This window comes from Lactobacillus sp. ESL0791 (genome assembly GCF_029433255.1).
In the GTDB taxonomy this organism is placed as follows: Bacteria; Bacillota; Bacilli; order Lactobacillales; family Lactobacillaceae; genus Lactobacillus.
Window position 1 is genome coordinate 2,250,098 of sequence record NZ_JAQTHU010000001.1, and the last position, 22,485, is coordinate 2,272,582.

A 22,485-nucleotide genomic window follows, 5' to 3' on the forward strand; every position below is an offset into this window, starting at 1 on the left:
TTAACAAATTTAAACATTTTACTGCAAGCCAGTTCTATTCCTTCAGTTTGTGCGCGTTGCGGTATGCAAAATACAATGGGACAAGCAGGATTAATGGCGCAAAAAAGATGGTGAAAATCATCAGTCCTACAATGCTGCTGGGATCCGTCCATCGCTCACTGGTTGCGGTTGTCAGCAAGTAAACAGCGAAGAGAACGATGATTCCCAATACAACTAAGAGCATAGCTGATCTCATTAATTGATAAACATACAAGTAAATCGATGCCGGAAATAAACAAAACCAGCCGGTAAACCGCAGCCAAAAAATAATTTTTTTACGATAATTTTGTTGCTTCATGCCATCCTCCTCTAGCGGTCAAACAAGGCATTAATATTTAATGATAAAATTCGATCCATTATAACAAGTTGCGGCCGCGCATACAATTTTGACCCTGATTCGAAAATGCACAGAAGCTGCCCCTTGTAAGCCGCAATCTGCTCCAAATAGGGCGGCAAATCTATTACTAACTCGGCATTTTGCTCATTCAAAGCCGACAAGGCGGTAGTTGGAAAAACATACAGCTTAGACGGGCCGCTACCATAAGACTGGCTCAGGAAAATCCGGTTTTGATAAAAGGCGATCCCCTGAATCTGCTTGTCCATCGAAGTTTCACCGCTTGGATCGGACCAGGAAACAGTCCCGGTAACTGCCTTGATTTCATTGTTGGTGATTGAACCGCTGTTTTTACCGCCGCGCTTGATCGCATAACTGGCAACTTTGCCCCGGCCGTACATATTGAAAAAACCGACAAACAATTGGTTGTCAAAATAAGTGACGGTTGAAGCCCGCTCAACCGTCGGAATTTCAATTTGGTACTTATACTCAATCGGCACATGGTGTTTGGCATTGTAATTTTTCAAGGTCTGCAGGGAAAAGCACATCAATGCTGAATTGCCATTCTTGGAACCGGTAAGCCAAATATTTTGAGCAACTTCATCGTAAGCAATTCCGCCTAAATGCGGCCGGCCCTGAATCTGCACCGTCTTTAGATATTTACCCGTCTTACTGTCCAAAACATAAATTACCGAGGCATGTTCACGCTGGCCGTCATACGCAGTCAGCAGAAGGTATTTGCCAGCAACAGCAATTCCCTGCGGCGTCATACTGTCGGCGGTATCAAATTTCTTATTTTTAAAATCATAGCTTTTGGTGCTTTGCAAACCTGGAACAATCACGTCTTTGCCCACCCAGGTACGCGGCGGCACATAGCGGGAATTCTGTGCAATAAACGAGAAATTCTTTTTCAGGTCTTTTTGATAAGCCGGATAACTATGCCAGCTGGCATTAATATTGGTGCCGTCTTTAGCTTTGACGAGCCGCGGCCGTGCCTTTTCCAGTTCTTGCCTTTGCCAATAACGGTAGCCGTAATACGCCGCTGCCCCGATTCCGGCCGCAACCAGAAAGAAAATGATTAAGTGGTAAAGAAATTTGCCGATTTTCTTCAACTTAAATTATGCTCCTTCCTCAACGCTTTATGCCGTAATTTTTCAAAAAAAGCAATGTAATCCTAAAATTCTTCATACTTTTTTCACAATTAGCAGTTATACTATCCTTATAATGAATTAGTCAATTTATCTAGTTTATTATACTCAACTTTTTTGTTTTTCATTGATACTCCTCCAAGTAATGATGAAAATTAAAAACTCGGACTTGAAAAAGTCAATTTCATATCTATCCCTTTCAACTCACGTAGGTTACGTGAGTTTTCTTTTCTTTAACAGTTCTAAAAGCTTTCTTTACCTTTTTATAAGAAATTCGCCACTCTTAATTCACATTTACCCGATATTATATAAACTGTAGCAAGTTATAAAAGCAACTTGTTACATACTCCCACTTTTTATTTCATTCATTCTTACTCCTTCTAAAGTAGATGAAAATGAGGCTCGCAAAGTTTGCGGGCCTTTTCCCTTTTTAAAAAGAAATTATCCGTTATCCTAATATTAGGATACAGAAAGGACACCATTTATGTTTTCACGCCCGATTAAGCAGCTCATCCAAGAAAAATCCGGTTCATTCCTTATCCCGGCAAGTAAGATTGCCTTTGTTGAAGAAGACAACCCTCTTTACCACGCCTTCTTGATTTTGACCAAAATGAAATATTCCAAAATTCCGGTTCTTGACCAGAAGAATCGGGTCGTAGGCCTGCTCAGCCTAGCAATGATTACCGACAAAATGCTGGAAACGGACACGATCGCGATTGAACCGTTAAATGAGCTAAAAGTCCGTGATGTCATGCAAACAAAATTTTCTAAAATAAATTTTGCACAAACAACGCTGGAAACACAACTGCATTTGCTGGTTGACAATGCCTTTCTGCCGGTTGTTAACGATCGAGGCGTTTTTCAGGGCCTGTTGACCCGCCGGGAATGGATCAAGGCGTTTAATTATGTTGTCCACAACTTTGATGAAAAATACGAAGTTAGAGAAAAGGAATTGGCAAAAGAAAAATAAGTTTTTTAAAAATAACTTGGCGCTCGCAGAGCGCTTTTTTTGTTTTCTTAAATTGATTTAAAATAGTTAAAAATATTATATGCTTTTTAAAAATAGCGAAAAAGCAATAATTTATCAACTTCTTAAAATTTTTTATTTTATCTTTTTTTCCTAATGCCGCTAGTACTGACGGCGACTGTCTATACCATTTTGCTAGGCTCTAACTTGACATTTATAGTTAATTAATATATAATTTGATTTTAATTTTAGGGGTGAAAAACATGCACAAAAAATTAAAGAAAAGTTTGCTGGGGATTGTGCTCCTCGGAATAATGCTGCTTGGCTTTAGTCTGATTCCGGCTAAAGCCAGCACTAAAACCTACGAAATCGGAACTGACGTTACTTATCCGCCATTTGAATTTGCCAACAAAAACAATAAGTACATTGGGATCGATATCGATATTATCAATGCGGTTGCCAAAGAAGAGGGTTTCAAGGTCGACACCAAGCAGGTCGGTTTCAACGGCGCCGTCCAGTCCGTGCAGTCTGGGCAACTAGACGGCATCATTGCCGGAATGACGATTACCAAGGAACGCCAGGCCAAGTTTGACTTCGGGACGCCTTACTTCAAGACCGGGGTCGTTATGGCCGTTGCCAAGAACAGCAAGATTACGGGGTTTAAGGATCTAAAAGGCAAACGTGTTGCCATTAAAACAGGAACGGCCGCCGCGCAATATGCCACCAGTTTGAAGAAAAAGTATGGCTTCAAGACCGTTACTTTTGATGACACTGATAATATGTACCAGGATGTACTGACGGGCAACTCGGTCGGCTGTTTTGAAGATCAACCTGTTATGCAGTATGCAATTAACCAGGGAATGAAATTAAAAATTGTGACCAAGCCTGCCAACTCCGGCTGGTATGGTTTCGCCGTCAAAAAGGGCACCCACAAGGAATTAATCCGTATGTTCAATAAGGGTTTTGCCAAAATTAAGGCAAACGGTACCTACAATAAAATTGTCGGTAAATACTTGGGAACAGCTGGTGATTCCAAGGTTAAAGGAAAAACTTTTACTATCGGAACCGATGTCACTTTCCCGCCGTTTGAATTTGCCAACGGGCAGAACCAGTACGTTGGGATCGACATTGACATCTTAAAGAGTATTGCCGAAGAGCAAGGTTTCAAAGTGGTCATTAAGCCGATGGGCTTCAACGGATCTTTGCAGGCACTGGAAGCTGGGCAGATTGACGGAATGATCGCCGGAATGTCCGTTACCAAAGACCGGGCAAAGAAAGTTGATTTCTCCAATCCTTACTTCATGTCCGGCGTGGTCATGGCAACTTCCAGTAAGAGAAATATTACCAGCCTTTCCCAGCTGCGCGGCAAAAAAGTCGCTGTCAAAACGGGCACTGCTGGTGCGCAATATGCCAACAGCATCAAGAAAAAGTATGGCTTCAAGACCACAACGTTTGACGATTCAAACAACATGTATCAGGATGTGCTGACCGGCAATTCTGCTGCCTGTTTTGAAGATCAGCCCGTTATGCAATATGCCATCAAGAAAGGCAGCAAATTAAGGATTGTCACTAAACCGGTTCTTCGTGCTCCTTATGCATTTGCCGTTAAAAAAGGGCAAAACGCAGCACTGCTTCAAGCCTTTAACAATGGTTTGAAGGATCTGAAAGACAGCGGCACTTACGATGATATTAGAGCAAAATATTTAGGAACAAAGGAAGAAAAGAAAGTAGCCGACACCGGTCAAAGTGATGATGATCGCAGTTTCATCGGTCTATTAAAAGAAAATAAAGATGCCCTGCTTTCGGGTTTTGCTGAAACCATGTGGCTGACAATTGTTTCCATTTTCTTCGCTACCATTTTTGGTATTTTAGTTGGTTTATTGGGCGTAATGCCAAATAAATTCTGCAACAGCATTTCTAGCATTTTAATTTACATCTTCCGCGGAATGCCGCTGCTGGTATTGGCATTATTCATCTACACGGGTATTCCAAGCTTAACGGGAGAAAAAATTCCGGCTTTCGTGGCCGGGACGTTGACACTGACTCTAAATGAAGGGGCGTATATCGCGGCCTTTGTTAAAGGCGGAATCAACGCTGTCGACATTGGACAAATGGAAGCCGCGCGCTCCTTGGGACTGCCGTTTGGCAAGGCAATGCGCAAGGTAATCCTGCCTCAGGGAATTAAGATCATGATTCCATCATTCATCAACCAGTTCATCATCACCCTGAAAGATACGTCAATTCTATCAATCATCGGTATTTTGGAATTAACCCAAACTGGTAAAATTATTATCGCGCGCAACCTTGAAGGCTTCAAAGTTTGGACAATTATCGCCGTGATTTACTTAATCGTAATCACCTTGCTAACGTGGCTGTCGAATTGGGTACAAAAGAGGACAAAGGTATGAGTGCAAAAGTAGAAGTTAAAGATCTAGTTAAAAATTTTGGCAGTAATAAAGTATTAAAAGGCATTAACCTAACTGTAGAAAATAATGAGGTGGTCGTGATTATCGGCCCCTCAGGTTCTGGGAAAAGTACTCTGCTGCGAACATTGAATAAGCTGGAAGAACCAACTTCTGGCGAGGTTATTGTTGACGGAATCAATGTTGCTGATCCTAAGGTTGACATTAACAAGGTCCGGGAAAACATCGGCATGGTGTTCCAGCACTTCAATTTGTTTAACAATTTGACAGTCGGTGAAAATATTATGCTGGCTCCCGTTGAATTAAAAAAGGCTGACAAGGAGCAAGCACAAAAGCAAGCCAAAAAAATGCTGGAAACCGTCGGCTTGACTGACAAATTTGATGCAACAGTGCAGTCATTATCTGGGGGACAACAGCAACGTGTAGCTATTGCGCGGGCCTTGGCAATGAATCCTGATGTCATGCTGTTTGACGAGCCAACCTCAGCACTGGATCCCGAAATGGTCGGTGATGTTTTAGCCGTTATGAAAAAATTGGCTAAACACGGAATGACCATGATTGTCGTGACACACGAGATGGGCTTTGCAAAAGAAGTGGCCGACCGGGTAGTCTTCGTTGATGAGGGGCAAATCTTGGAACAGGGAACCCCTGATGCTATGTTCAATCACCCACAAAACCCGCGTTTACAGGACTTTTTGGACAAAGTGCTAAACGTTTAATTAAGTAAATTTAAAAGCAATCTAGCAAAACTAGGTTGCTTTTTTTGACTGCAATTATTAACCATTTGAAGCATAACTTTGCAGTATTTCTTTTAATGCTGACGTCATGGATGCACTAATTGGCTTGACTGAGGTTGGTAATTCTTTCCTAAAAATTGCATCCAGCAAAACACAGAAGCCGCCAACAGAATAAATAAGAGCATTAGTATCTGCAGTATTTGCAAGCTCTTTGCGCCATGGGACCTTGACCTTGAGCAGCGTTTCAACGATTGTTTTCATATTACTTGTAATCAGGGACAAGAGCAAATTTTGCTTTACTAGTAATTGGATTGCTTCCCGCTTAGGCCAAATAAAATTTAAAAATAAGTTTGGAAGTTCAACAACTGTAATTGTTTTCCCTTGCAGGTATTGATAATAAGCTGCTAAATACTGCAAAAACAAGTCATTTAAGATAGCTTCCTTGCTGCCAAAATAGCGATAATACGTTCTTCGGGAATAACCCGATTCCTGCGTTAACTGCCTAACCGTAATTTTCGCAAATGGTTCTTTAGCTAACAAAGTCATCAAGGCCTCAGTAAATGCTCTTTTGGATTGGTTAATAAGCTTTATTCTCGTCATGGCACAATTCCCTTCCTTTTGTGGCACATACTGCCAAACTATATATTTTTTAAACATTTTAAAATATACTACAAAACAAAGGGAGAAAAACAAAATGGCTTTTTTAACTTCATATTGGCTTTTACCAATCTTATTCATGCTACACGACTTTGAAGAACTGATTTTTGTTCAATCATGGCGCAAAACAAATAAAGCAGCAATTCACGGAATTAAACTGTTTGCTGGGATCAAACGCACCGATATTTTGGCGGGCGGCGTCAGTGAAGAATTCTGCGGCTACCTTGTAGTCGCTTTTGCGGCCTACCAATTCAAGGCCCCGCTATTAGTTGCCGCAGCAACGGTTCCTTACATTTTGCATTTAATTCTTCATATTATTTTCCCGTTAACTACGCGCAGCTATATTCCGGGATGTGTAACAGCTATTGTTGAATTGCCCCTAGTTTCAGCCTACTTATACGCAATTATTAAACTTACCTTTGCTTCTATAAACCAATGGTTTTTTGCAATTTGCTTGATGACAATTATTTTTGCCAGTAACTTGGTTTTTATCCATTGGGCAATGAGAAAGATATTAGAGCGACTTGAAGATCATAACTAGTTTTAAAAATAGTTAGACAAAATTCCGGTAAATAAAAAAACTGCGTACTAACGAATTTTGTCAATACGCAACTTTTTATCCTCACTTAATCAAACGGCCACCACGGTACTCGCTTGCTGCCTGTTCTAGGCTGTAATCCTTCTGGGCCACCAGTTTGGCTATATGGCATATATCGACCGACCTGGCCGCGCATCTGCAGCGGGATTTCACTTTTCTTAACCAAACGAATTGCAGCTACATACGACCCCTTATGCATCACATAAGCCCAGCGATGCTGCTTATCGTACAAACCCGTATAAAATTTTAGCCATGAACCACCATAAAAAGGATCATCCAAAACATAAGCATCAACCTTTTGCGGCTCACGTCCCCAGCCTTTTTTCTTAGTACCTTGGAGAATTGTACGGACCTTTTTTACCGCTACCTTTTCCGGTAAGATGGCGTAGCCATACTTAGTTTCTAAGAACGGATTGAAACGGTCAATCATATCTATCTGCTTTGCCCGGCCAAAGCCCAGCACACAGAGCCATAACAAAATTACGGCAAAAATACTACCAATTATTATTAAATAGCGCCGATACTTTTTCTTGTCATTTACATCTGAACTAATTTTCTTAACCATTACGTCATTGTCACCTTTAAGTAAGGTGTCTAGTGAAACGTCTAAAATATCGCTAAGTTCCACTAGTGTGTCTAAATTCGGATAACTCACAGAATTTTCCCAGCGCGACAATGTCTGCCGGGTCACATGCAATTTATCTGCCAATTGTTCCTGCGTTAAATGCAATTCTATTCTTTTTTCACGTAAAATTCGTGCAAGCTCCATTTACACCTTACCGTCCTTTCTAAACAACAAGTTACCAGCAAATCATATGGAAGTAACGCAATTATCATGTTACATTCAGGAAAAATACGTTTAAATTAAGCCAAATTAATATAAAGATAATTTTAGTATAGCAAACATCGGGAGAGGAAAAATTATATGTTAAATATTTTTTGCACGCGGTCTTTGCATGCCAATTTAGACCTATTCTAATTTACATTTAAGAAATCAGTGTTAAAATTAATAGCACAAAGTTACGTTAACTATTAGGAGGAAAACCAATGAATTGGAAACGCCAATGGAAATTTATTGTTGTGTTAATTGCTGGTGCCGTCGCTTTAATCTGCCAATTTGGCCTGCATACACAGAGTCTCTTTCAAATTGGCAAGCTGCACTTTCCGATTGAAACAATTTTAATTGACATCATTGGTATACTAATGGCATTTTCCCTTCTGAGTGAAATTTTTCAGGACTGGAAAACCGGCCGTTACGGCGTTGACATCTTAGCAGTCATTGCCGTTGTTTCCACGATTCTGATCGGTGACGAATGGGCCGAATGGATGATTTTAGTGATGATGACCGGTGGTGAAACACTTGAAGATTACGCAACTGGTCAAGCCGACAAAGAGCTGCGCTCTCTCTTAAGCAATTCGCCAACGCTGGCCAACAAACTGGTTAACGGCAAATTGGTTTCAGTTGAAGTGGATGACTTAAAAATCGGCGACCATACGATCATCAAGCCGGGCGAACAGGTTCCGGTCGACGGCAAAGTTGTCGACGGAGTTTCCAGTTTTGACCAATCATCCCTGACCGGCGAATCGGTGCCCGTTTCCAAGCAGCCCGGTGACTTATTAATGTCCGGTTCAATCAACGGCAGCGCTGCTGTTGAAATGGAGGTAACTAAAGAAGCACGCGATTCCGAATATCAAACCATCGTTGCCTTGGTCAAATCATCACAGGCTAAACCCGCTAAATTTGTTAAAATGGCTGACCGTTACGCCGTGCCGTTCACCATTATCTCCCTTGTTATTGGGATTGCCGCCTGGATTCATTCGGGTAATCCTGTCAACTTCGCCGAAGTGATGGTCGTTGCTTCTCCATGCCCGCTGCTGATTTCCGCACCGGTTGCGCTCGTTTCCGGTATGAGTTCCATGTCGCGCCACCATATTATTGTCAAATCCGGCCCAACGCTGGAAAAATTAGCTAATGCTAAAACCTTTGCTTTTGATAAAACCGGTACTTTAACCGAAAATCAATTGGTTATCGACCAAGTTGTGCCTGCAGCAAACAGCGACTTAAGCCAAGAAAAACTGCAGAGTTACGCCGCCAGCATTGAACAGCAGTCCAACCATATTATTGCAAATTCCCTAGTTAAAGTTACTGCTAAAAAATTAATCAAACCGTCAGACGACATCAAAGAAATAACCGGAGAAGGTGTCGAAGGAACCGTTGAAAATCATGCAGTCAAGGTCGGAAAACTTTCCTTTGTTGATCCCAATAATCAAATTACCCGCGTTAATGCAACTGCCGTTTATATTTCGCTTGATGGTAAATATGCTGGTTACATCACCTTTAAAGATCAAGTACGACCGGAAACGGCCGGAACTCTAGCTCGTCTGCGTCGTCAAGGGGCCGAGCATATCATGATGCTGACTGGTGACCATAAAGATGTGGCTGATAAAATTGGTCAGGCTGTCGGGGTTGACGATATTCGCCACGACCTTTTACCAGCTGAAAAAATTGCTGCTATCAAGAACACACCGAAAGAAAACCGCCCTGTTGTTATGGTCGGTGACGGTGTTAATGACGCGCCTAGTCTGACCGCTGCCGACGTCGGTATTGCCATGGGGGCTAAGGGGGCATCAGCTGCAAGCGAAAGTGCCGACGCCGTCATCATGGTTAACGACTTGTCCAAGGTTAACGATGCCGTGGCCATTTCCAAGCATACAATGAAAGTTGCTAACGTTGATGTGTTGACCGCCATTTCCGTTGTCATCATTATTGAACTAATCGCCTTCACCGGTGTCATTCCAGCATTCTGGGGTGCTATTATTCAGGAATGCGTTGATATGATGTCCATCAGTTTGGCTTTGCTTGCTAAAACCAAGCCGAAAAATCCAAAACAAACTGGCATAATCGCGGAAAAATAAATTAATAACAAGCAAAAAGTAGCCAAGCTTCACGTCTTAGCTACTTTTTTAATTACAACAGTAACAATACCACCTTGGGAGCCATTTTTAATCAGCAAACTACCACCATTGTTTTGGACAACAACATTAGCAAACCACAAACCTAAACCGCTGTGACCATTAAGTGCCCGTGCTTGATCTTCTTTCCAAAAGCGTTTGGTTGCATTCGTCAAAGCTTCTTTGGAAAAACCAGGACCACTATCATGCACACTTATTTCTATCGTTTGCTTATTATCCACAAAATACAAGCCAATCTTACTTTCAATAGAAGTATAGGTGATGGCATTAGCAATAATATTAATCACCGCTCTGACAAAATGCTCTTTTTGTAAGTAAGCATAGCCCTGCAGTTCACCTTCTATCTGCAAATTAATTTTTTTAATTCGCACCAATTCCCTAGCCTGCTGGCTAATTTCTCTTTGCAAATTATTAAGATTAACAGTTACTGCTTGCTCTTCAGTGCCATTAGTTGCTGTCTGCAATGAATCCAAATATTCATTTGCTTGCTTGGCATTGCGGATAATACTTTGCAAATCTTCTCGTTGCTGCTTTGTCAAGTTATCATCTTCAAGCAGCAGCTCGCTATTGCCATGAATAACTGTCAGCGGTGTCTTTAAGTCATGACTAAGAGCAGAAATTTCTTGCCGCTGACTCTGTTCCTGCGCCCATTTGCTTGTTAGCGATTCTTTTAAAGCTGCTTGCATGGCAGTCATCGCAGTCAAAGCATGTTCAAATTCCTTAATATCAGATTGCGGAATTTGAAAATCCAGATTTTGTCTGGCAATATTCTCGCCAACCTGTTGGAACAAAGTTAATGATTTAACGATTTTCTTTTTCAAGAAAAAAGTTGTCATGAATAAGCACAGCAAAACCAGAAACAAAGTTATCCCCAGCGAAAAATATTCCCATGGTGGTAAAATTTTTTGTAAATTTGGATCAACATACCTTGTCAAATAATGATAATGTAAAACCACAACTGATTTATCTGGATAACGGACAAGTTGATAACCATAATCAGTTTGCCTAGGATGCTGTAAATACTGCTGCATCTTTTTTTGGTCAGCTTTACTGGTATTTGTTTGCAAAACTTTTTTCTTACCATTAAATAAAGCATAAGCGACATTGTTCGGAACCTGTGATGAAACAAAAGAGTGCTTATTTTTTTGCTCTTTAACAAAAAGCTGAACTGCCTGTTCGTCATGATTGGCCGGATAGAGCAACCCGATATCAATTCCCAGCCACAAATTTAAAAACCAAGCAAAAATCAGCAAAACAATCACTAACCCATTAGTCAGCACAAACTTAATTAATAAGTAGGAAAGACTTCTTCTTTTTGCCATTTATAGCCAACTCCCCAAACAGTCACGATTGGTGCTAACGAAAATTCTTTTAATTTCGCACGAATATTTTTAATATGTTCGGTAACCGCTGCATCATCACCACTGGCATCAAAGCCAAAAACTGCTTCATACAGCTGCTCTTTTGTATAAACTTGCCCCGGATGTTGTGCTAAGTGGGCAGCTAACTGAAATTCACCCTTTGTAAACGGAATACTTTTTCCCTTAACATAGGCTTTCTTTTCTGATAAATTAAACAGCACCCCCGAACGCTCATATGCATGAAGCGGTTGGCGACTTTCTCGGCGCAAGTGAGCATTAACCCGCGCGCGTAACTCCGCCAAACTAAAAGGCTTTTTAATATAATCGTCCCCGCCTAACCCCAGGCCGCGCACCAGTGCGGCATCATTGGTTTTAGCCGTTAAAAAAATAATGGGACCGTCAAATTCCCTGCGGATTCGCTGACAAAAAGCAAAACCATCTTCGCCAGGCATCATGATATCAACCAAAAGCAATTGGTAAAAACGGCATGCACTGGCAGTCAACTGCTGAGACGAAAGCGCAGTATCGACCGTATAACCGTCACGTGTTAAAGCCTGTTTAACTAACAGTAATAGATCTTGATCATCATCAATTACTAGAATTTTAGGCATGACGACCTCCTTTTTCCAATTATAGCATGGTTATATTTCACTTTTACGGCCTTCCCAATGGCTAAACCAGTTAAAAACAAAAATTGCTATCGCCAAAGTGAAGCAAATAATAATTATAAAAAGTAAAAGCATTGTCCCCAATGAAGTACTTTTTTGCTTAAAAAAAGCCGCCGTGTAAATTTGTAAAAGCCGTGGTCCCCAGCTGCAAGGAAAAAGCGGCCAGATTAAATTACCTAAACCGGTTAATAATAGAGCTGCCAATAAAAATTCAAAGGTTGCAAAAACCAAACTAACATTGCGGCCAAACTTTAACTCCAAAAAACTATGAAGAAAATAAGAAAACAGATTACAGACCCAAATTAATAAGCATGCTGCTAGCAAATAACTTACACTAACAATTGTTTTTGTTCTTATCATCTTTACCAAAAAAGCAAAAATGAAAACAGCTAAAAAACAAGAAATTAGACTACCAGCGAGCAGGTATAACAATTTTACTAATAAAATTTGCCAGCGCTTGGTTAGACGCAAAAGATTGAAGCAACCACCAGCCGCTATTTCTTGGTCAAAAATACTGCTGCAAGCCCAGCTAAGAATGAGCGGATAAATAAGTGCAAGTACCAGTAAATAATTAGCTAAAAACAAGGAAAATGAATAGTTAGTGATAGAGAAATAGCCAGCAAACAGCAAACTTCCCATTAAAGGAAGAAAAAAATGAAGCGGAAAGAAAATTGTATGCTTTAATTTTAAAAACTCCGCGCGAAGCAAATTAAGTATATTCATAATTTATCCTCTTTGAAGCAATGCAGAAACATAGTTATACTAATTCCTAATAGTAAAATATTGATGAAAACACCAGGCAAAATCACACCTGGATCAAACAGAAAACTGTTTTTGGTTAAAGGAATTCCATTAGGATTCACACCTAAAACCGCAGCCATTAATCTGGCAGGAATTGAAAAGGGAATTAGCCAAAGCGTTCTACTGCCAGCAAAACCTTGCCCAGAAAAAAAGATATTTAATGCAAATAAAATAATCAAAGTAAATGGTGCTGGTAATTTAAATTCAAGAAACATACCCAAAGGTATTTGCCAAGCAAAGCAGACCGTTAGCAAACATGTTGCTGCTAACTCTTGCGAAAATGCTAACTGGCTACCAAATAGCCATCCTGCCAGCAAAACTAAAATCATGATGACAGTGTTGGTAAAAAGAAGATAGGCGCACCCGGTTAAGATTTTAGCAAGACCAACTTTGACAGAAGCAGCTGGCAAAAGTTGGAGATTAAAATAATGCTGTTTCTTATCACTTTCAAGCAAATAGATACAGATAAGTGCAAGTTCCACCGGCAAAAGAACCATGTACCACCAATTGAAAATAGCCAGCTGCAGCTGCTCACCTGCTAGCAGAATTATCGCCAAAATTGTTGTTATTACAGGTAATAAGCAAAAACTAGAATAAATAAAAGAATGACGATTTTTAATAAATTCTGCTTTAGCTAAAGCTTGTATTTTATTCATCTGCTTGCTCCTGACCAACCACTGCCATAAATAGCTTTTCTAGTTTTTCCGTACTGTCTGGTAGCCTACCTTGATAGCCCAGTTTGCCATTAGCAATAATGCCGATTTCATCAACCACATTTTCAACTTCAGCCAAAATATGACTTGAAAAAATGACAGTCATACCCTTTTTAGGAAAAGAACGAATTAGTTTGCGTAAGGCTTCTATTCCTAGCGGATCAAGACCATTAGTCGGTTCATCCAGAATCAGCAATCGCGGCGAATTAACTAACGCTAAGGCAATTCCCAAACGCTGTTTCATTCCTAAGGAAAATTGCCGTACTTTTTTCTTGCCAGTATTTGTTAAACTGACTGTCTCAAGAACTTCATTAATTCGACTTTGCGGTAAGCCTAAAGAAGTTGTGCGCACTAATAGATTTTCAAACGCAGTTAAATTGCTATATAGTGGTGGTTCTTCAATTAAGGCCCCAATTTCATTTAATGTATTTCTCTGCCATGGCTTACCGCGATAATAAATTTGCCCGCTGGTCGGCTGCGCAATTCCTGTTATCATTTTAAGCGTTGTCGATTTTCCAGCGCCATTAGGACCTAATAATCCATAAACTGTATTTTTCGGTATCGCAAGTGATAAATCTTTGATAACCTCCTGCTTACCATACTTTTTAGTTAAACCTTTTGTTGTTAACAACATTTCTACACTCATAATTCAGCATTCCCCTTTCTGATTACAAGTGTAAAAATAATTTATCAGGAAATTATAAATTTGAAGGGATTATTTTATTATTCTGCACTTTTATCGTACATGCACTATAAATGTGTTACAATATTACTATGAATAAAAGAAGCCCTATTAACGTTAGAACTTCTAAACATGAATTCCCGCATAAAGAGCGATGCCTTACTAATGTTTTAATAAAATCGCTAACCTGTTAAAACTAGAGCGGTTTTATTTTTATTTTCAAAAAAGATTATTCTTAACACCAATTACATTAAGAATAATCCTTTACCTTAACTCTTCATATTAAATTTCGGCCTTGACTTCAACTTTAGTATAATATAAAAGAAAAAATAGATAAAAGAATCATCATACTTCCATCTACTATCTACTCTAAGATTTTTGCAATTTCTGAAATAAACAAATATATGCTTTGTTGTCACAATCCAAATGAAGGAACAAATTTATGAAAAAGTACTTCTACATAGTGATTTGGATATTACTACTTATCTTTATCGGTACAGTAGGATATTTATGTTTCTCGCCTAACCTACCTATCAACCTGCCCGCTGATAACCACCAAATTTCCCATATTATTATCGGTAAAGCTTTAGTAGCCTACGTCCCATTTCAAGAAATCGACCAATTAGGATTTTGGCTAAATATTTTAATGGCAGTTCCCTTAGGAATAATTATTGCAGTAATAACAAAATACCAGTGGAAATTAAAGTTACTAACTCTCATTGGTATTGTATTTGGCTGCCTCATTGAATTAACCCAATTTATCTTAGATAACCTCTTATTGGCTCATCGCTGGGTTGACATCAATGACGTTATTGCCAATAGCTTAGGCTTTATTATCGGCTACTCACTAATCAAGCTGATTAATGCAAAATTATTTTCTAAATAATTTAGCTAACCACTTTTCAAAGACAGTCAAGATTGAGGCCCTTAAGAAAAACAAGACTGCTAAATAAACAGCAACTCCCACGATAATTTCGACTATTAACATCAGCCAGCTCGTCGAAAGCACGTGATCAGCCCCTAAAACACATAAATACATTATTAATCCTGCAATTAAATATTTGCCAAATTCATAAAATAAGCTATGAAAATTTACTTGTCTTCGAATTCCCCAAAGCTGATAGCCCGTTATTGCCGCTTCCGAAATAACTGTTGCTAATGCAGCGCCAACTGCGCCATTCGCAATAATAAAGATAATATTGCAGAGCACGTTGACAACTGCTCCCAAAATAACGGAAACAGTATAATTTCTATTTTGATTAGTCGGCAATAAGTACTGATTGCCGATCACATTACTCCATGCAATCGGTAAAATTACGAAAGATTCAACCATCATAATCGGTATCACGTCAATGAACTGCATCGTTAAAAACAACGGGATAAGCTTACCCGCAACCACCAACAACCCCAGCGTCATTGGAACCGCGATTGCAGAAACAAACGAAAAACTCTTATACAGATATTCTTTTGTCTTACGATAATTCTTATTGGCAAAGGCATTAGCAACATGGGGTAACATCACCGTTCCCGTTGCGGTAACTATTCCTAAGAGCATCTTCACAATTTTGTCTGACTGATCAAAATAACCTGCTGCTTGGACACTTTTTAACGATCCAAGCATTGTTTTATTTAAAACCCAATATATTTGTGAAGCTACTTGCGGGATAAATAAGGCTAGAGCCGGTTTAAGATGCTGCCAAATAGCTAAAGACTTGAAATCAGGCCGGCCAACATACCTTTTTAGACTAGGAAACATTGTCAAATTACCAATTAAAACTGAGACGGATGAAATTAGGATATACCGGACTAAATCGGCAGGAGATTTAACAAAAACAAAAATACTGACAATGGTTAAAATTTTAACAATAAAATTTCTAATAACAGTGACAGAAAAGTTCTCCACGCCCATAAAAAGCCATGAAATATCAAGAGCAGATGCAATTAGCAAAAATGATTGTGCCCAATAATATATCTGATATTGCTGAATAAGGAACAAAAAAAGCAGGAACAATAAAAAAGAGCCGACAGTTGTAAAAATTTTTAAAAATAGAATTTCATAAAAAGTTTGTGTAACTAATTTATGTTTATCACGAACAAAAGCTATTTGACGTTCAGCATACAAATTTATCCCAATACTACCTAAAAGAATAAAGTACTGCATTATAGCAGTAGTAAAGGAATTAATTCCCACACCTGTGGGACCAACAACTTGGGCGATATACGGGGTGGTAATTAATGGCACAAGTACAATAAAGATCTGATAAATAATATTATATAAATAATTCTTAACAACTTTCATGTATGAGCCTTTAACTTATTTCGGGAGCAGCTTTGTGTTTTTTCTCTCCAGCTGCGCACTAGATGCTAACAATATTGCAACAGGTATGAAAAGTTCAAAGTGCTGTAAGGAAGTTTCGGTAAAGCCACTTAAAACATACATTGTAAATATCAAAATATCTTTAATCCGCATTTTTTTAATTTTCCATCCCATCATTATTAAAATATATAATAATTGAATTGTAAAAATTATTCCTTTTGCAAGCAAAGCCTGTAAATACCCATTATCAAACATTGCCGCTTCAAGTTGAGGAGTTTTTAAAAAGTGGATGCCATATACCGAATAAAATTGTTGGTAGAGCGCTAATCTGCCGGATAGAATACTATCAAGTGATGACGAATATGGGTGGAATAAAGTACTCAAAGATGCAGCAAAGATGGCCACTGGAATCAGGCAAACTAACTTTGAAACTGTTCTATTAACTCTAATATAAATCTTGTTTCCTAAGACAAATGCTGTAATACAATAAAGCAGAATAATATAAGTTGAAGTTCTAGATTGCGTCTGAGTATAAATAATGTAGGTCAAAGCCGCAACAAACAAATTAGATACACGTTCGAATTTGGACTTTTCAATAGAACAAAATGCTAATACTACTGCTAACCATAGCAGCATCGCGACATTGGGGTGGATAAAGCCTAATGATTTTCTAAAAACATACCCGTTAACCCGCCACATTTCAAAGTTATTTGCTCCCCAGCCGGTTAGTAAATTAGCTAATACCACAATGCCAAACGTAATCCCTGAGACTGCTGCCAAATACTTCAGTATTTTGTTGTAATCGATATTAACTGACGTGTTCAATACATAAATAAGGGTAATCATCAATGTACCCGAGATCATATATATAGCGCCATTTATAAGACAAATAAAAATTGATACCAAAAACAAAAAAAGAAAAGAATGACTAAATTTATTATTTAAAAACAAAATTGTGCCCAGCAAAAGCATACTCACAATCGCTTGAACAGCACTTGCAAGTGAATTAGAAATTAGCCCCGTTCCACTTAAAATTGTCACAACTGAAACAGCAACAGACATAATAATAATTAATTTAGTTGCAGTAGTTAATTTCACACGTAAAATCCCCATAATTACTTACAAAGTCATTTTATTAAACGCTTAATTTTGTTATAAGTACCATAACCACATAGAACATCAATGTAATGCTTGAGACACTTCTTTACTACTAAGATCTTTCCCTTTGCTTCATCCTTATTTTTTTCATCTTTCCATGAAGCTGCATAATGGTGAATCGAAATTGTATTGGGCCTAATGTCTAATTTATGTTTCCAAAAATTCACAGGGCAAAAATATGAACTGGGATAAATAAGCACATTATCAATCTTTTGTTTACGCCCATTAAATTTAAATCCTCGTTTTGCTAGCAGCTGTGTCGTTACATCGGTACAAATTATTTGGTTGAATGTACCATCAGCGTTAATAACATGTAACTTCTGATACTCCTTAAGATTAGCCAAAATAAATTTGTTACCCTTAACGGCTCCAAATCCTAGACCAGTATTAACCGCAAACCGATCCTCACAGCCGAAATAAGCTTGCGCAGCCAAAACTGAATCTAAACTCTTAATCAACTCAACATCGGTATCCAGATAAATACCACCATGATGATAAATTATGTCTAATCGTGCTACATCTGATACGAAAGCCCATTTTCGTTTTTTATAAGCTTCCCGTGTAAAGTCGTACTTATTAACGTCAAAGTTACTTTCATTCCACTGAACAATAGTGTAATCTGGGCAATATTTTTTCCATGAATTAATACAATGCTTTACCTTGGGAGGCAAAGGTGCCTTGCCAAACCAGCAATAGTTAATTACTTTAGGTATCATTAGCGTCTTTCCTCAAAACAATTGCCTAAGCAAAGTTTCTAAACGCTGATTAAATCTTTGATTATTACTGTGAAACTTGGAAAGTTGATTATCTTTTTCAGCACAAATTGCTTCATCCAAATCTTCAATATTTGTAACAGCTTTGATTGGAAAACCCCGTTTTTGTAAATCAGTGCAAAAGGTTAATTGATGATCATTCACATGCTCGTTAAATTTTTTTTGCCGCGGAACCACGATTGGAGTTTTACCCTGCCTGATGACTTCAATAAAAGACGACGGTCCGCCGTGAGTAATAATCACAGAAGCCTGTTTAATCAGCAACTGCATTTTAGCCGGCGAAACGAATTTTTGATACTGACAGTTTTTAGGCAAATAAGTGCTATAGCCAATTTGAATAAATACCTCATCTGTAATCTTATTTTGCCCTTTTAACTGGTCAATTTTCTTTATTAAGCGATTAAACGGTTGCTCGTGCGTACCCACAGTTACGAAAATCATCAGAAAATACTTCCCAAATTTTTCGCTTTAGGATAAACCTTCTTCATTTCTTCCCACTGCACGATAAATAAATCAGTAACGGGATAAACCAGTCTTCCCGTTAACGTGGCCCTGTTTATTCTGTCAAACACTTCGATATAAACAGTCTTTATCCTTAGCAGCTTGCCAATATAAAAGAACGGAACAGCAACCGCAGCACCAGAAGAAACTATTAAATCCGGCTTTTCCTTTTTAAGAATCTTAATTGCTAAAAAAGTGTTCTTGATTAAATTTTTTAAATTCCGATTGGTTGGAAAATAACACGAATACATTTTTTCCTTGTCTAATAAATTTATAGCGTCTTTCTTAGGAAAGGTTACCCAAAAGTGTTCTTTATCCTGCCAGAATTCTTTTAGCATATATAAGTGCGTTAAATGCCCACCACTGGAGCCAACTAAACAAACTTTCATTAATAATCCTTTTTATCTAATAGGCCGTATTGGGAACACACATTACAAAAATAGTTTTTAGTAAAATTCGCGTATCCATCCAAAAATTGGCTTTATTGATATAGGTAATATCTATTTTTACCATTTCATAAAAACTAACAGAATTTCTTTCCGTCACTTGCCATAAGCCCGTACAGCCTGGTTTAACTACCAATCTTTGCATATCAAAATTTGTATACTCTTTTATTTCACGTTCTAAAGGTGGACGTGGCCCCACTAAAGTCATATCTCCTTTTAACACATTCCACAGCTGCGGCAACTCATCCAAGCTATGCTTTCTAATTATTCTTCCGACTTTAGTTACGCGCGGATCATCCTTCATTTTAAACATCGCCCCAGCAATCTCATTCTTATGAAGTAATTCACTAAATTTTTCATCCGCATCGACTACCATTGACCTAAATTTATATATCCTAAATCTACATCCGTTTTTACCGATTCGAATTTGCGAATAAAAAACCGGTCCCGGTGAGCTCCTGTCTAATTTAATCGCAACGGCAATCACACAGAAAAGCGGACTTAAAATTATCAGAGCAATTATGCTTAACACAACGTCAAAACGTCTTTTAAAAAAGCTATATAGACATCGCTGATTAAGCACATTTTGATTTACAACAATTTTACTTTTGCGTTGCATTAAAACTCTCTTCCTTACCACAATAATTTTAAAGGAAAGCCTAATATTAGATACTGCTTGCAAATAAATGTCGCTCTGATGGTGCTAGATGGCAATTCAGATCGATCATTATGTATCCTGACTATAGCTGTAACCATAACCGTAGCCGTAACCTAAAACATTCTTAGGTGTCACATCATTTAATACATAACCCAATAAATTCGCTTTGACCATTTTTAAAAGTTCCAAAGACCGCTTAACAGCTGCTTTTTGTGTTTGCCCTTGACGGACAACTAGCACGACGCCATCTGCTTTTGCAGAAATAACTTGGGTATCTGTTACCGGCAGCACTGGCGGGACATCCAAAACCACCAAATCATATTTTTTTCTAAAAGAAGCAAGCAAATTTTCCATTCGTTTTGATGCTAAAAGTTCCGCCGGATTAGGTGGAGTAGGCCCACTGGTAATAATCGCTAAGTTATTCACTAGGCTCCGCTGTACCACCGAATCAAAGTCCTTGGTACTTGAGAGAATTGTTGATAAACCGCCTTTTCTATTGAATAAGCCAAATGTATTTTGAATTGTTGGCTGTCGTAAATCCGCATCAATAAATAAAACTTTTTGTCCTTGTTGAGCCCAAGTAACTGCCAAATTTGCAGAAATCGTTGACTTGCCTTCATTAACTTCCGGAGAAGTAATCAAGATGGTCTTCAATTCATGATTAACCGCTGAAAAATTTATATTCGTTCGAAGCGTTCGAAATTGTTCGGAAACAACATTTTTCGGATCAGCATTAGTAATTAAATTAACCCCGTTTTTTATGCTACTAGTAAATTGCTTATTTTTTTGCGATGAAACATATTCATACATATCCTTGTGATAATTAAATCTCAAACCCGACGATGTCGTCTCATATTTGTACGTTTATAATAGCCGCTGTTAGTAAAATTTGAATCCTGTGTTTGCTGAATTCTAAATATATGACCCAAGTCCGTCAATCCCAGTTCAGTAGTTAAGAATTTGGTATCCTTAATAGTTGTATCTGTCATTTCTCTAATGAAGGCATAACCCAAACCAATCACCAGGCCGGCAGTTGCACCAATTAATAACATTATTGAGGTTTTAGGAAACGTCTTTTGCTTTATCGGTAAGGCTTTAGAAACAATCGTAACGTTGTTAATACTCATGATTTTACCGATTTTTCTTTTAAATACACTGGCAATCTCGTTAGCAATTGCGGCAGCTTCATCAGGATCATGACTTTTTATATTTAATGCAAAAACCTGCGAGTTTTGATTATTAGTAATAGAAATAGCTTTCTGCAGCTGTTTAACGCTAATATCATAAGGCTTAGTGGTAGCATTTGGATTAGCTAAATTTTGACTGGCAGCTTTCAAGACCACTTGATTCGTAATAATATCTTTATACGTATTAATCATTTGGACATCAGCTTGCTGACCTTGATAAACACCATTAAGATCAGCGCCAACTTTTTTTTGATTAACTAATATTTGTGTGGTTGCGGTATATTGCGGTGTTATAACAAATTTCTCTACTGCCATTGCAGCAACTATACAAATGACAAAACTAGCAATAATAAAAATTATATGTTTACGAATGATTTCAAGTATTTGATAAAAATCAAAATAGTTTTCCATGCTATTCTCCAAGTCTTAAAAATCAATATACCTAATTAACACCTGGTTAACTCAGCTTTTGACACCACTTCAAAATCCTGACAATTAATTTTCTTGCCTTTAATAAGATGTATCCCCTTTATAATTGCAGTCTAATGCCCCTATATCCGTTTGCAGCAGTAAAACAATATTGGCTTCTTATACTTTAGTAGATTCCATCTCAATGCACCCTTTATTACATGCTTTAAAATATATTTAAAGCCGAGCATACGCATATAAGCAATTAATGCCGCTTATTAAAAGTTATAGTTGGGTTAAAATTAATCCCTTTATATTATTAATTAATATTTAGAATTAACCAAAAATAAACCCAAAATTCCCAAACATTATTTAAGTTTACAAGCATAATTAAATAACTTTTAAATAATTAGTGAGCGAGTATATTAATTATTTGTATAGTATATAAAGTGTAATTAGTATAACACAGATATACGCAATTAGTATTAGTGTATACCCATCTATTAATAATGTCAAATTTTGCTTATCTTAACCATCATAAATACATTTTGATGTGAATATCACAATTCGTATATTAATAATAAATAATTTTAATGCAAATCATTTTTTAACTACTTTTAGTTGACATCAAGACAAAATTTGTTGGCGAAACGTGATTATATCATCCATTTGATCACCACTAAGAAATGTCATTCAAAGTTAACTTTCTTGCTCAGATCAGCTAGACCAATTGCTTTTTGGACTAAGCAGTTATAGTTCAACTGATTCTAGTTAAAGCTTCATTTTTTACATCAAAAAAAGCCAGAAATAATGCTTTTTTCGCGTAGTTTCTAGCTTTCAAGTTTCAGTTATTGATTAGTAAAGTTGCCAACAAATAAAAATTAAGTTAAACTGATTAACAATTAAACAGCTAAGTGGTTGGAGTTTAAAAAGCTT

23 protein-coding genes are annotated in these 22,485 nt (G+C 38.0%); 6 read left to right on the plus strand and 17 right to left on the minus strand.

Annotation, left to right across the window (positions count from 1 at the left end):
• Positions 1-34: 34 nt before the first annotated feature.
• Together PT285_RS10390 and PT285_RS10395 are read right to left on the minus strand one after the other, a co-directional pair.
• Positions 35-337: a hypothetical protein gene (locus PT285_RS10390; RefSeq protein ID WP_277150313.1), complete on the minus strand. Its 303-nt coding sequence runs from the start codon at positions 335-337 to the stop codon at positions 35-37.
• An 11-nt stretch (positions 338-348) separates the two neighbouring features.
• A complete protein-coding gene (locus tag PT285_RS10395; protein WP_277150315.1) occupies positions 349-1,485 on the minus strand; it encodes a YncE family protein in 1,137 nt (378 codons plus the stop codon).
• Positions 1,486-2,005: 520 nt separating this feature from the next.
• On the opposite strand from PT285_RS10395, the gene cbpB reads away from it, so the two are divergent.
• From cbpB to PT285_RS10410, 3 genes are all read left to right on the plus strand, one after another.
• Positions 2,006-2,491: a cyclic-di-AMP-binding protein CbpB gene (gene cbpB, locus PT285_RS10400; RefSeq protein ID WP_277150317.1), complete on the plus strand. Its 486-nt coding sequence runs from the start codon at positions 2,006-2,008 to the stop codon at positions 2,489-2,491.
• 260 nt (positions 2,492-2,751) lie between these two features.
• Entirely contained in the window at positions 2,752-4,896 is a 2,145-nt protein-coding gene (locus PT285_RS10405) for an ABC transporter permease subunit (RefSeq protein ID WP_277150318.1), read from the plus strand.
• Complete coding sequence (locus tag PT285_RS10410; protein ID WP_277150320.1) at positions 4,893-5,630, plus strand: amino acid ABC transporter ATP-binding protein; 738 nt, start codon at positions 4,893-4,895, stop codon at positions 5,628-5,630. Before PT285_RS10405 ends, PT285_RS10410 begins: the two co-directional genes overlap by 4 nt.
• Before the next feature lie 57 nt (positions 5,631-5,687).
• Here the strand turns inward: PT285_RS10410 and PT285_RS10415 are convergent, their stop codons facing one another.
• Positions 5,688-6,248 (minus strand): TetR/AcrR family transcriptional regulator, encoded by a 561-nt coding sequence (locus tag PT285_RS10415; protein ID WP_277150321.1) that lies wholly within the window; start codon positions 6,246-6,248, stop codon positions 5,688-5,690.
• 94 nt (positions 6,249-6,342) lie between these two features.
• On the opposite strand from PT285_RS10415, the gene PT285_RS10420 reads away from it, so the two are divergent.
• Positions 6,343-6,846 carry an HXXEE domain-containing protein gene (locus tag PT285_RS10420; protein ID WP_277150323.1) on the plus strand — a complete coding sequence of 168 codons (504 nt, stop codon included), beginning with the start codon at positions 6,343-6,345 and terminating at the stop codon, positions 6,844-6,846.
• A gap of 85 nt (positions 6,847-6,931) precedes the next feature.
• Here PT285_RS10420 and PT285_RS10425 read toward each other — a convergent pair whose 3' ends face one another.
• Positions 6,932-7,672 (minus strand): helix-turn-helix domain-containing protein, encoded by a 741-nt coding sequence (locus PT285_RS10425; protein ID WP_277150325.1) that lies wholly within the window; start codon positions 7,670-7,672, stop codon positions 6,932-6,934.
• 278 nt (positions 7,673-7,950) lie between these two features.
• On the opposite strand from PT285_RS10425, the gene PT285_RS10430 reads away from it, so the two are divergent.
• On the plus strand, positions 7,951-9,819 hold the full coding sequence (locus tag PT285_RS10430; protein WP_277150327.1) for a heavy metal translocating P-type ATPase: 1,869 nt from the start codon (positions 7,951-7,953) through the stop codon (positions 9,817-9,819).
• A 29-nt stretch (positions 9,820-9,848) separates the two neighbouring features.
• On the opposite strand, the gene PT285_RS10435 is transcribed toward PT285_RS10430, so the two are convergent.
• From PT285_RS10435 to PT285_RS10450, 5 genes are read right to left on the minus strand one after another with little or no spacing between them, the layout of a single operon-like run.
• Positions 9,849-11,198 (minus strand): sensor histidine kinase KdpD, encoded by a 1,350-nt coding sequence (locus PT285_RS10435; RefSeq protein ID WP_277150329.1) that lies wholly within the window; start codon positions 11,196-11,198, stop codon positions 9,849-9,851.
• Positions 11,165-11,848, minus strand: coding sequence for a response regulator transcription factor (locus PT285_RS10440; RefSeq protein ID WP_277150331.1), 684 nt, complete (start codon positions 11,846-11,848; stop codon positions 11,165-11,167). Before PT285_RS10440 ends, PT285_RS10435 begins: the two co-directional genes overlap by 34 nt.
• Positions 11,849-11,878: 30 nt before the next feature.
• Entirely contained in the window at positions 11,879-12,628 is a 750-nt protein-coding gene (locus PT285_RS11490; protein WP_374211478.1) for a lantibiotic immunity ABC transporter MutG family permease subunit, read from the minus strand.
• Positions 12,625-13,362 (minus strand): lantibiotic immunity ABC transporter MutE/EpiE family permease subunit, encoded by a 738-nt coding sequence (locus tag PT285_RS10445; protein WP_277150333.1) that lies wholly within the window; start codon positions 13,360-13,362, stop codon positions 12,625-12,627. The genes PT285_RS11490 and PT285_RS10445 overlap by 4 nt, the downstream gene beginning before the upstream one ends.
• Positions 13,355-14,065: a lantibiotic protection ABC transporter ATP-binding protein gene (locus PT285_RS10450; protein WP_277150335.1), complete on the minus strand. Its 711-nt coding sequence runs from the start codon at positions 14,063-14,065 to the stop codon at positions 13,355-13,357. Before PT285_RS10450 ends, PT285_RS10445 begins: the two co-directional genes overlap by 8 nt.
• Positions 14,066-14,543: 478 nt before the next feature.
• On the opposite strand from PT285_RS10450, the gene PT285_RS10455 reads away from it, so the two are divergent.
• A complete protein-coding gene (locus tag PT285_RS10455) occupies positions 14,544-14,987 on the plus strand; it encodes a VanZ family protein (protein WP_277150337.1) in 444 nt (147 codons plus the stop codon).
• Here the strand turns inward: PT285_RS10455 and PT285_RS10460 are convergent.
• The 8 genes from PT285_RS10460 to PT285_RS10495 all read right to left on the minus strand — a co-directional run bounded on the left by PT285_RS10460 (position 14,973) and on the right by PT285_RS10495 (position 21,552).
• Positions 14,973-16,400, minus strand: a complete 1,428-nt coding sequence (locus PT285_RS10460; RefSeq protein WP_277150339.1) for a polysaccharide biosynthesis C-terminal domain-containing protein — start codon at positions 16,398-16,400, stop codon at positions 14,973-14,975. The two genes, PT285_RS10455 and PT285_RS10460, sit on opposite strands and share 15 nt — an antisense overlap.
• Before the next feature lie 15 nt (positions 16,401-16,415).
• Positions 16,416-17,516, minus strand: coding sequence for a polysaccharide polymerase (locus PT285_RS10465; RefSeq protein WP_277150340.1), 1,101 nt, complete (start codon positions 17,514-17,516; stop codon positions 16,416-16,418).
• A gap of 29 nt (positions 17,517-17,545) precedes the next feature.
• On the minus strand, positions 17,546-18,292 hold the full coding sequence (locus PT285_RS10470; protein WP_277150342.1) for a glycosyltransferase family 32 protein: 747 nt from the start codon (positions 18,290-18,292) through the stop codon (positions 17,546-17,548).
• Between the two features lie 12 nt (positions 18,293-18,304).
• Positions 18,305-18,790: a PssE/Cps14G family polysaccharide biosynthesis glycosyltransferase gene (pssE, locus tag PT285_RS10475; RefSeq protein ID WP_277150344.1), complete on the minus strand. Its 486-nt coding sequence runs from the start codon at positions 18,788-18,790 to the stop codon at positions 18,305-18,307.
• Entirely contained in the window at positions 18,790-19,239 is a 450-nt protein-coding gene (gene pssD / locus PT285_RS10480) for a PssD/Cps14F family polysaccharide biosynthesis glycosyltransferase (protein ID WP_277150346.1), read from the minus strand. The genes pssE and pssD overlap by 1 nt, the downstream gene beginning before the upstream one ends.
• 16 nt (positions 19,240-19,255) lie before the next feature.
• Positions 19,256-19,915: a sugar transferase gene (locus PT285_RS10485; RefSeq protein WP_277150348.1), complete on the minus strand. Its 660-nt coding sequence runs from the start codon at positions 19,913-19,915 to the stop codon at positions 19,256-19,258.
• A gap of 108 nt (positions 19,916-20,023) precedes the next feature.
• On the minus strand, positions 20,024-20,788 hold the full coding sequence (locus tag PT285_RS10490) for a CpsD/CapB family tyrosine-protein kinase (protein ID WP_277150350.1): 765 nt from the start codon (positions 20,786-20,788) through the stop codon (positions 20,024-20,026).
• A complete protein-coding gene (locus PT285_RS10495; protein ID WP_277150352.1) occupies positions 20,785-21,552 on the minus strand; it encodes a YveK family protein in 768 nt (255 codons plus the stop codon). Before PT285_RS10495 ends, PT285_RS10490 begins: the two co-directional genes overlap by 4 nt.
• Positions 21,553-22,485 lie beyond the last annotated feature (933 nt).

Coding starts and splice junctions, on each gene's coding strand:
- PT285_RS10460 (WP_277150339.1), bottom strand. CDS start 16,400: ATGAAAGTTGTTAAGAATTATTTATATAATATTATTTATCAGATCTTT.
- PT285_RS10410 (WP_277150320.1), top strand. CDS start 4,893: ATGAGTGCAAAAGTAGAAGTTAAAGATCTAGTTAAAAATTTTGGCAGT.
- PT285_RS10495 (WP_277150352.1), bottom strand. CDS start 21,552: ATGGAAAACTATTTTGATTTTTATCAAATACTTGAAATCATTCGTAAA.
- pssD (WP_277150346.1), bottom strand. CDS start 19,239: ATGAAAGTTTGTTTAGTTGGCTCCAGTGGTGGGCATTTAACGCACTTA.
- pssE (WP_277150344.1), bottom strand. CDS start 18,790: ATGATTTTCGTAACTGTGGGTACGCACGAGCAACCGTTTAATCGCTTA.
- PT285_RS10425 (WP_277150325.1), bottom strand. CDS start 7,672: ATGGAGCTTGCACGAATTTTACGTGAAAAAAGAATAGAATTGCATTTA.
- PT285_RS10445 (WP_277150333.1), bottom strand. CDS start 13,362: ATGAATAAAATACAAGCTTTAGCTAAAGCAGAATTTATTAAAAATCGT.
- PT285_RS10440 (WP_277150331.1), bottom strand. CDS start 11,848: ATGCCTAAAATTCTAGTAATTGATGATGATCAAGATCTATTACTGTTA.
- PT285_RS10405 (WP_277150318.1), top strand. CDS start 2,752: ATGCACAAAAAATTAAAGAAAAGTTTGCTGGGGATTGTGCTCCTCGGA.
- PT285_RS10485 (WP_277150348.1), bottom strand. CDS start 19,915: ATGCAACGCAAAAGTAAAATTGTTGTAAATCAAAATGTGCTTAATCAG.
- PT285_RS10435 (WP_277150329.1), bottom strand. CDS start 11,198: ATGGCAAAAAGAAGAAGTCTTTCCTACTTATTAATTAAGTTTGTGCTG.
- PT285_RS11490 (WP_374211478.1), bottom strand. CDS start 12,628: ATGAATATACTTAATTTGCTTCGCGCGGAGTTTTTAAAATTAAAGCAT.
- PT285_RS10455 (WP_277150337.1), top strand. CDS start 14,544: ATGAAAAAGTACTTCTACATAGTGATTTGGATATTACTACTTATCTTT.
- PT285_RS10390 (WP_277150313.1), bottom strand. CDS start 337: ATGAAGCAACAAAATTATCGTAAAAAAATTATTTTTTGGCTGCGGTTT.
- PT285_RS10415 (WP_277150321.1), bottom strand. CDS start 6,248: ATGACGAGAATAAAGCTTATTAACCAATCCAAAAGAGCATTTACTGAG.
- PT285_RS10420 (WP_277150323.1), top strand. CDS start 6,343: ATGGCTTTTTTAACTTCATATTGGCTTTTACCAATCTTATTCATGCTA.
- PT285_RS10450 (WP_277150335.1), bottom strand. CDS start 14,065: ATGAGTGTAGAAATGTTGTTAACAACAAAAGGTTTAACTAAAAAGTAT.
- PT285_RS10430 (WP_277150327.1), top strand. CDS start 7,951: ATGAATTGGAAACGCCAATGGAAATTTATTGTTGTGTTAATTGCTGGT.
- cbpB (WP_277150317.1), top strand. CDS start 2,006: ATGTTTTCACGCCCGATTAAGCAGCTCATCCAAGAAAAATCCGGTTCA.
- PT285_RS10470 (WP_277150342.1), bottom strand. CDS start 18,292: ATGATACCTAAAGTAATTAACTATTGCTGGTTTGGCAAGGCACCTTTG.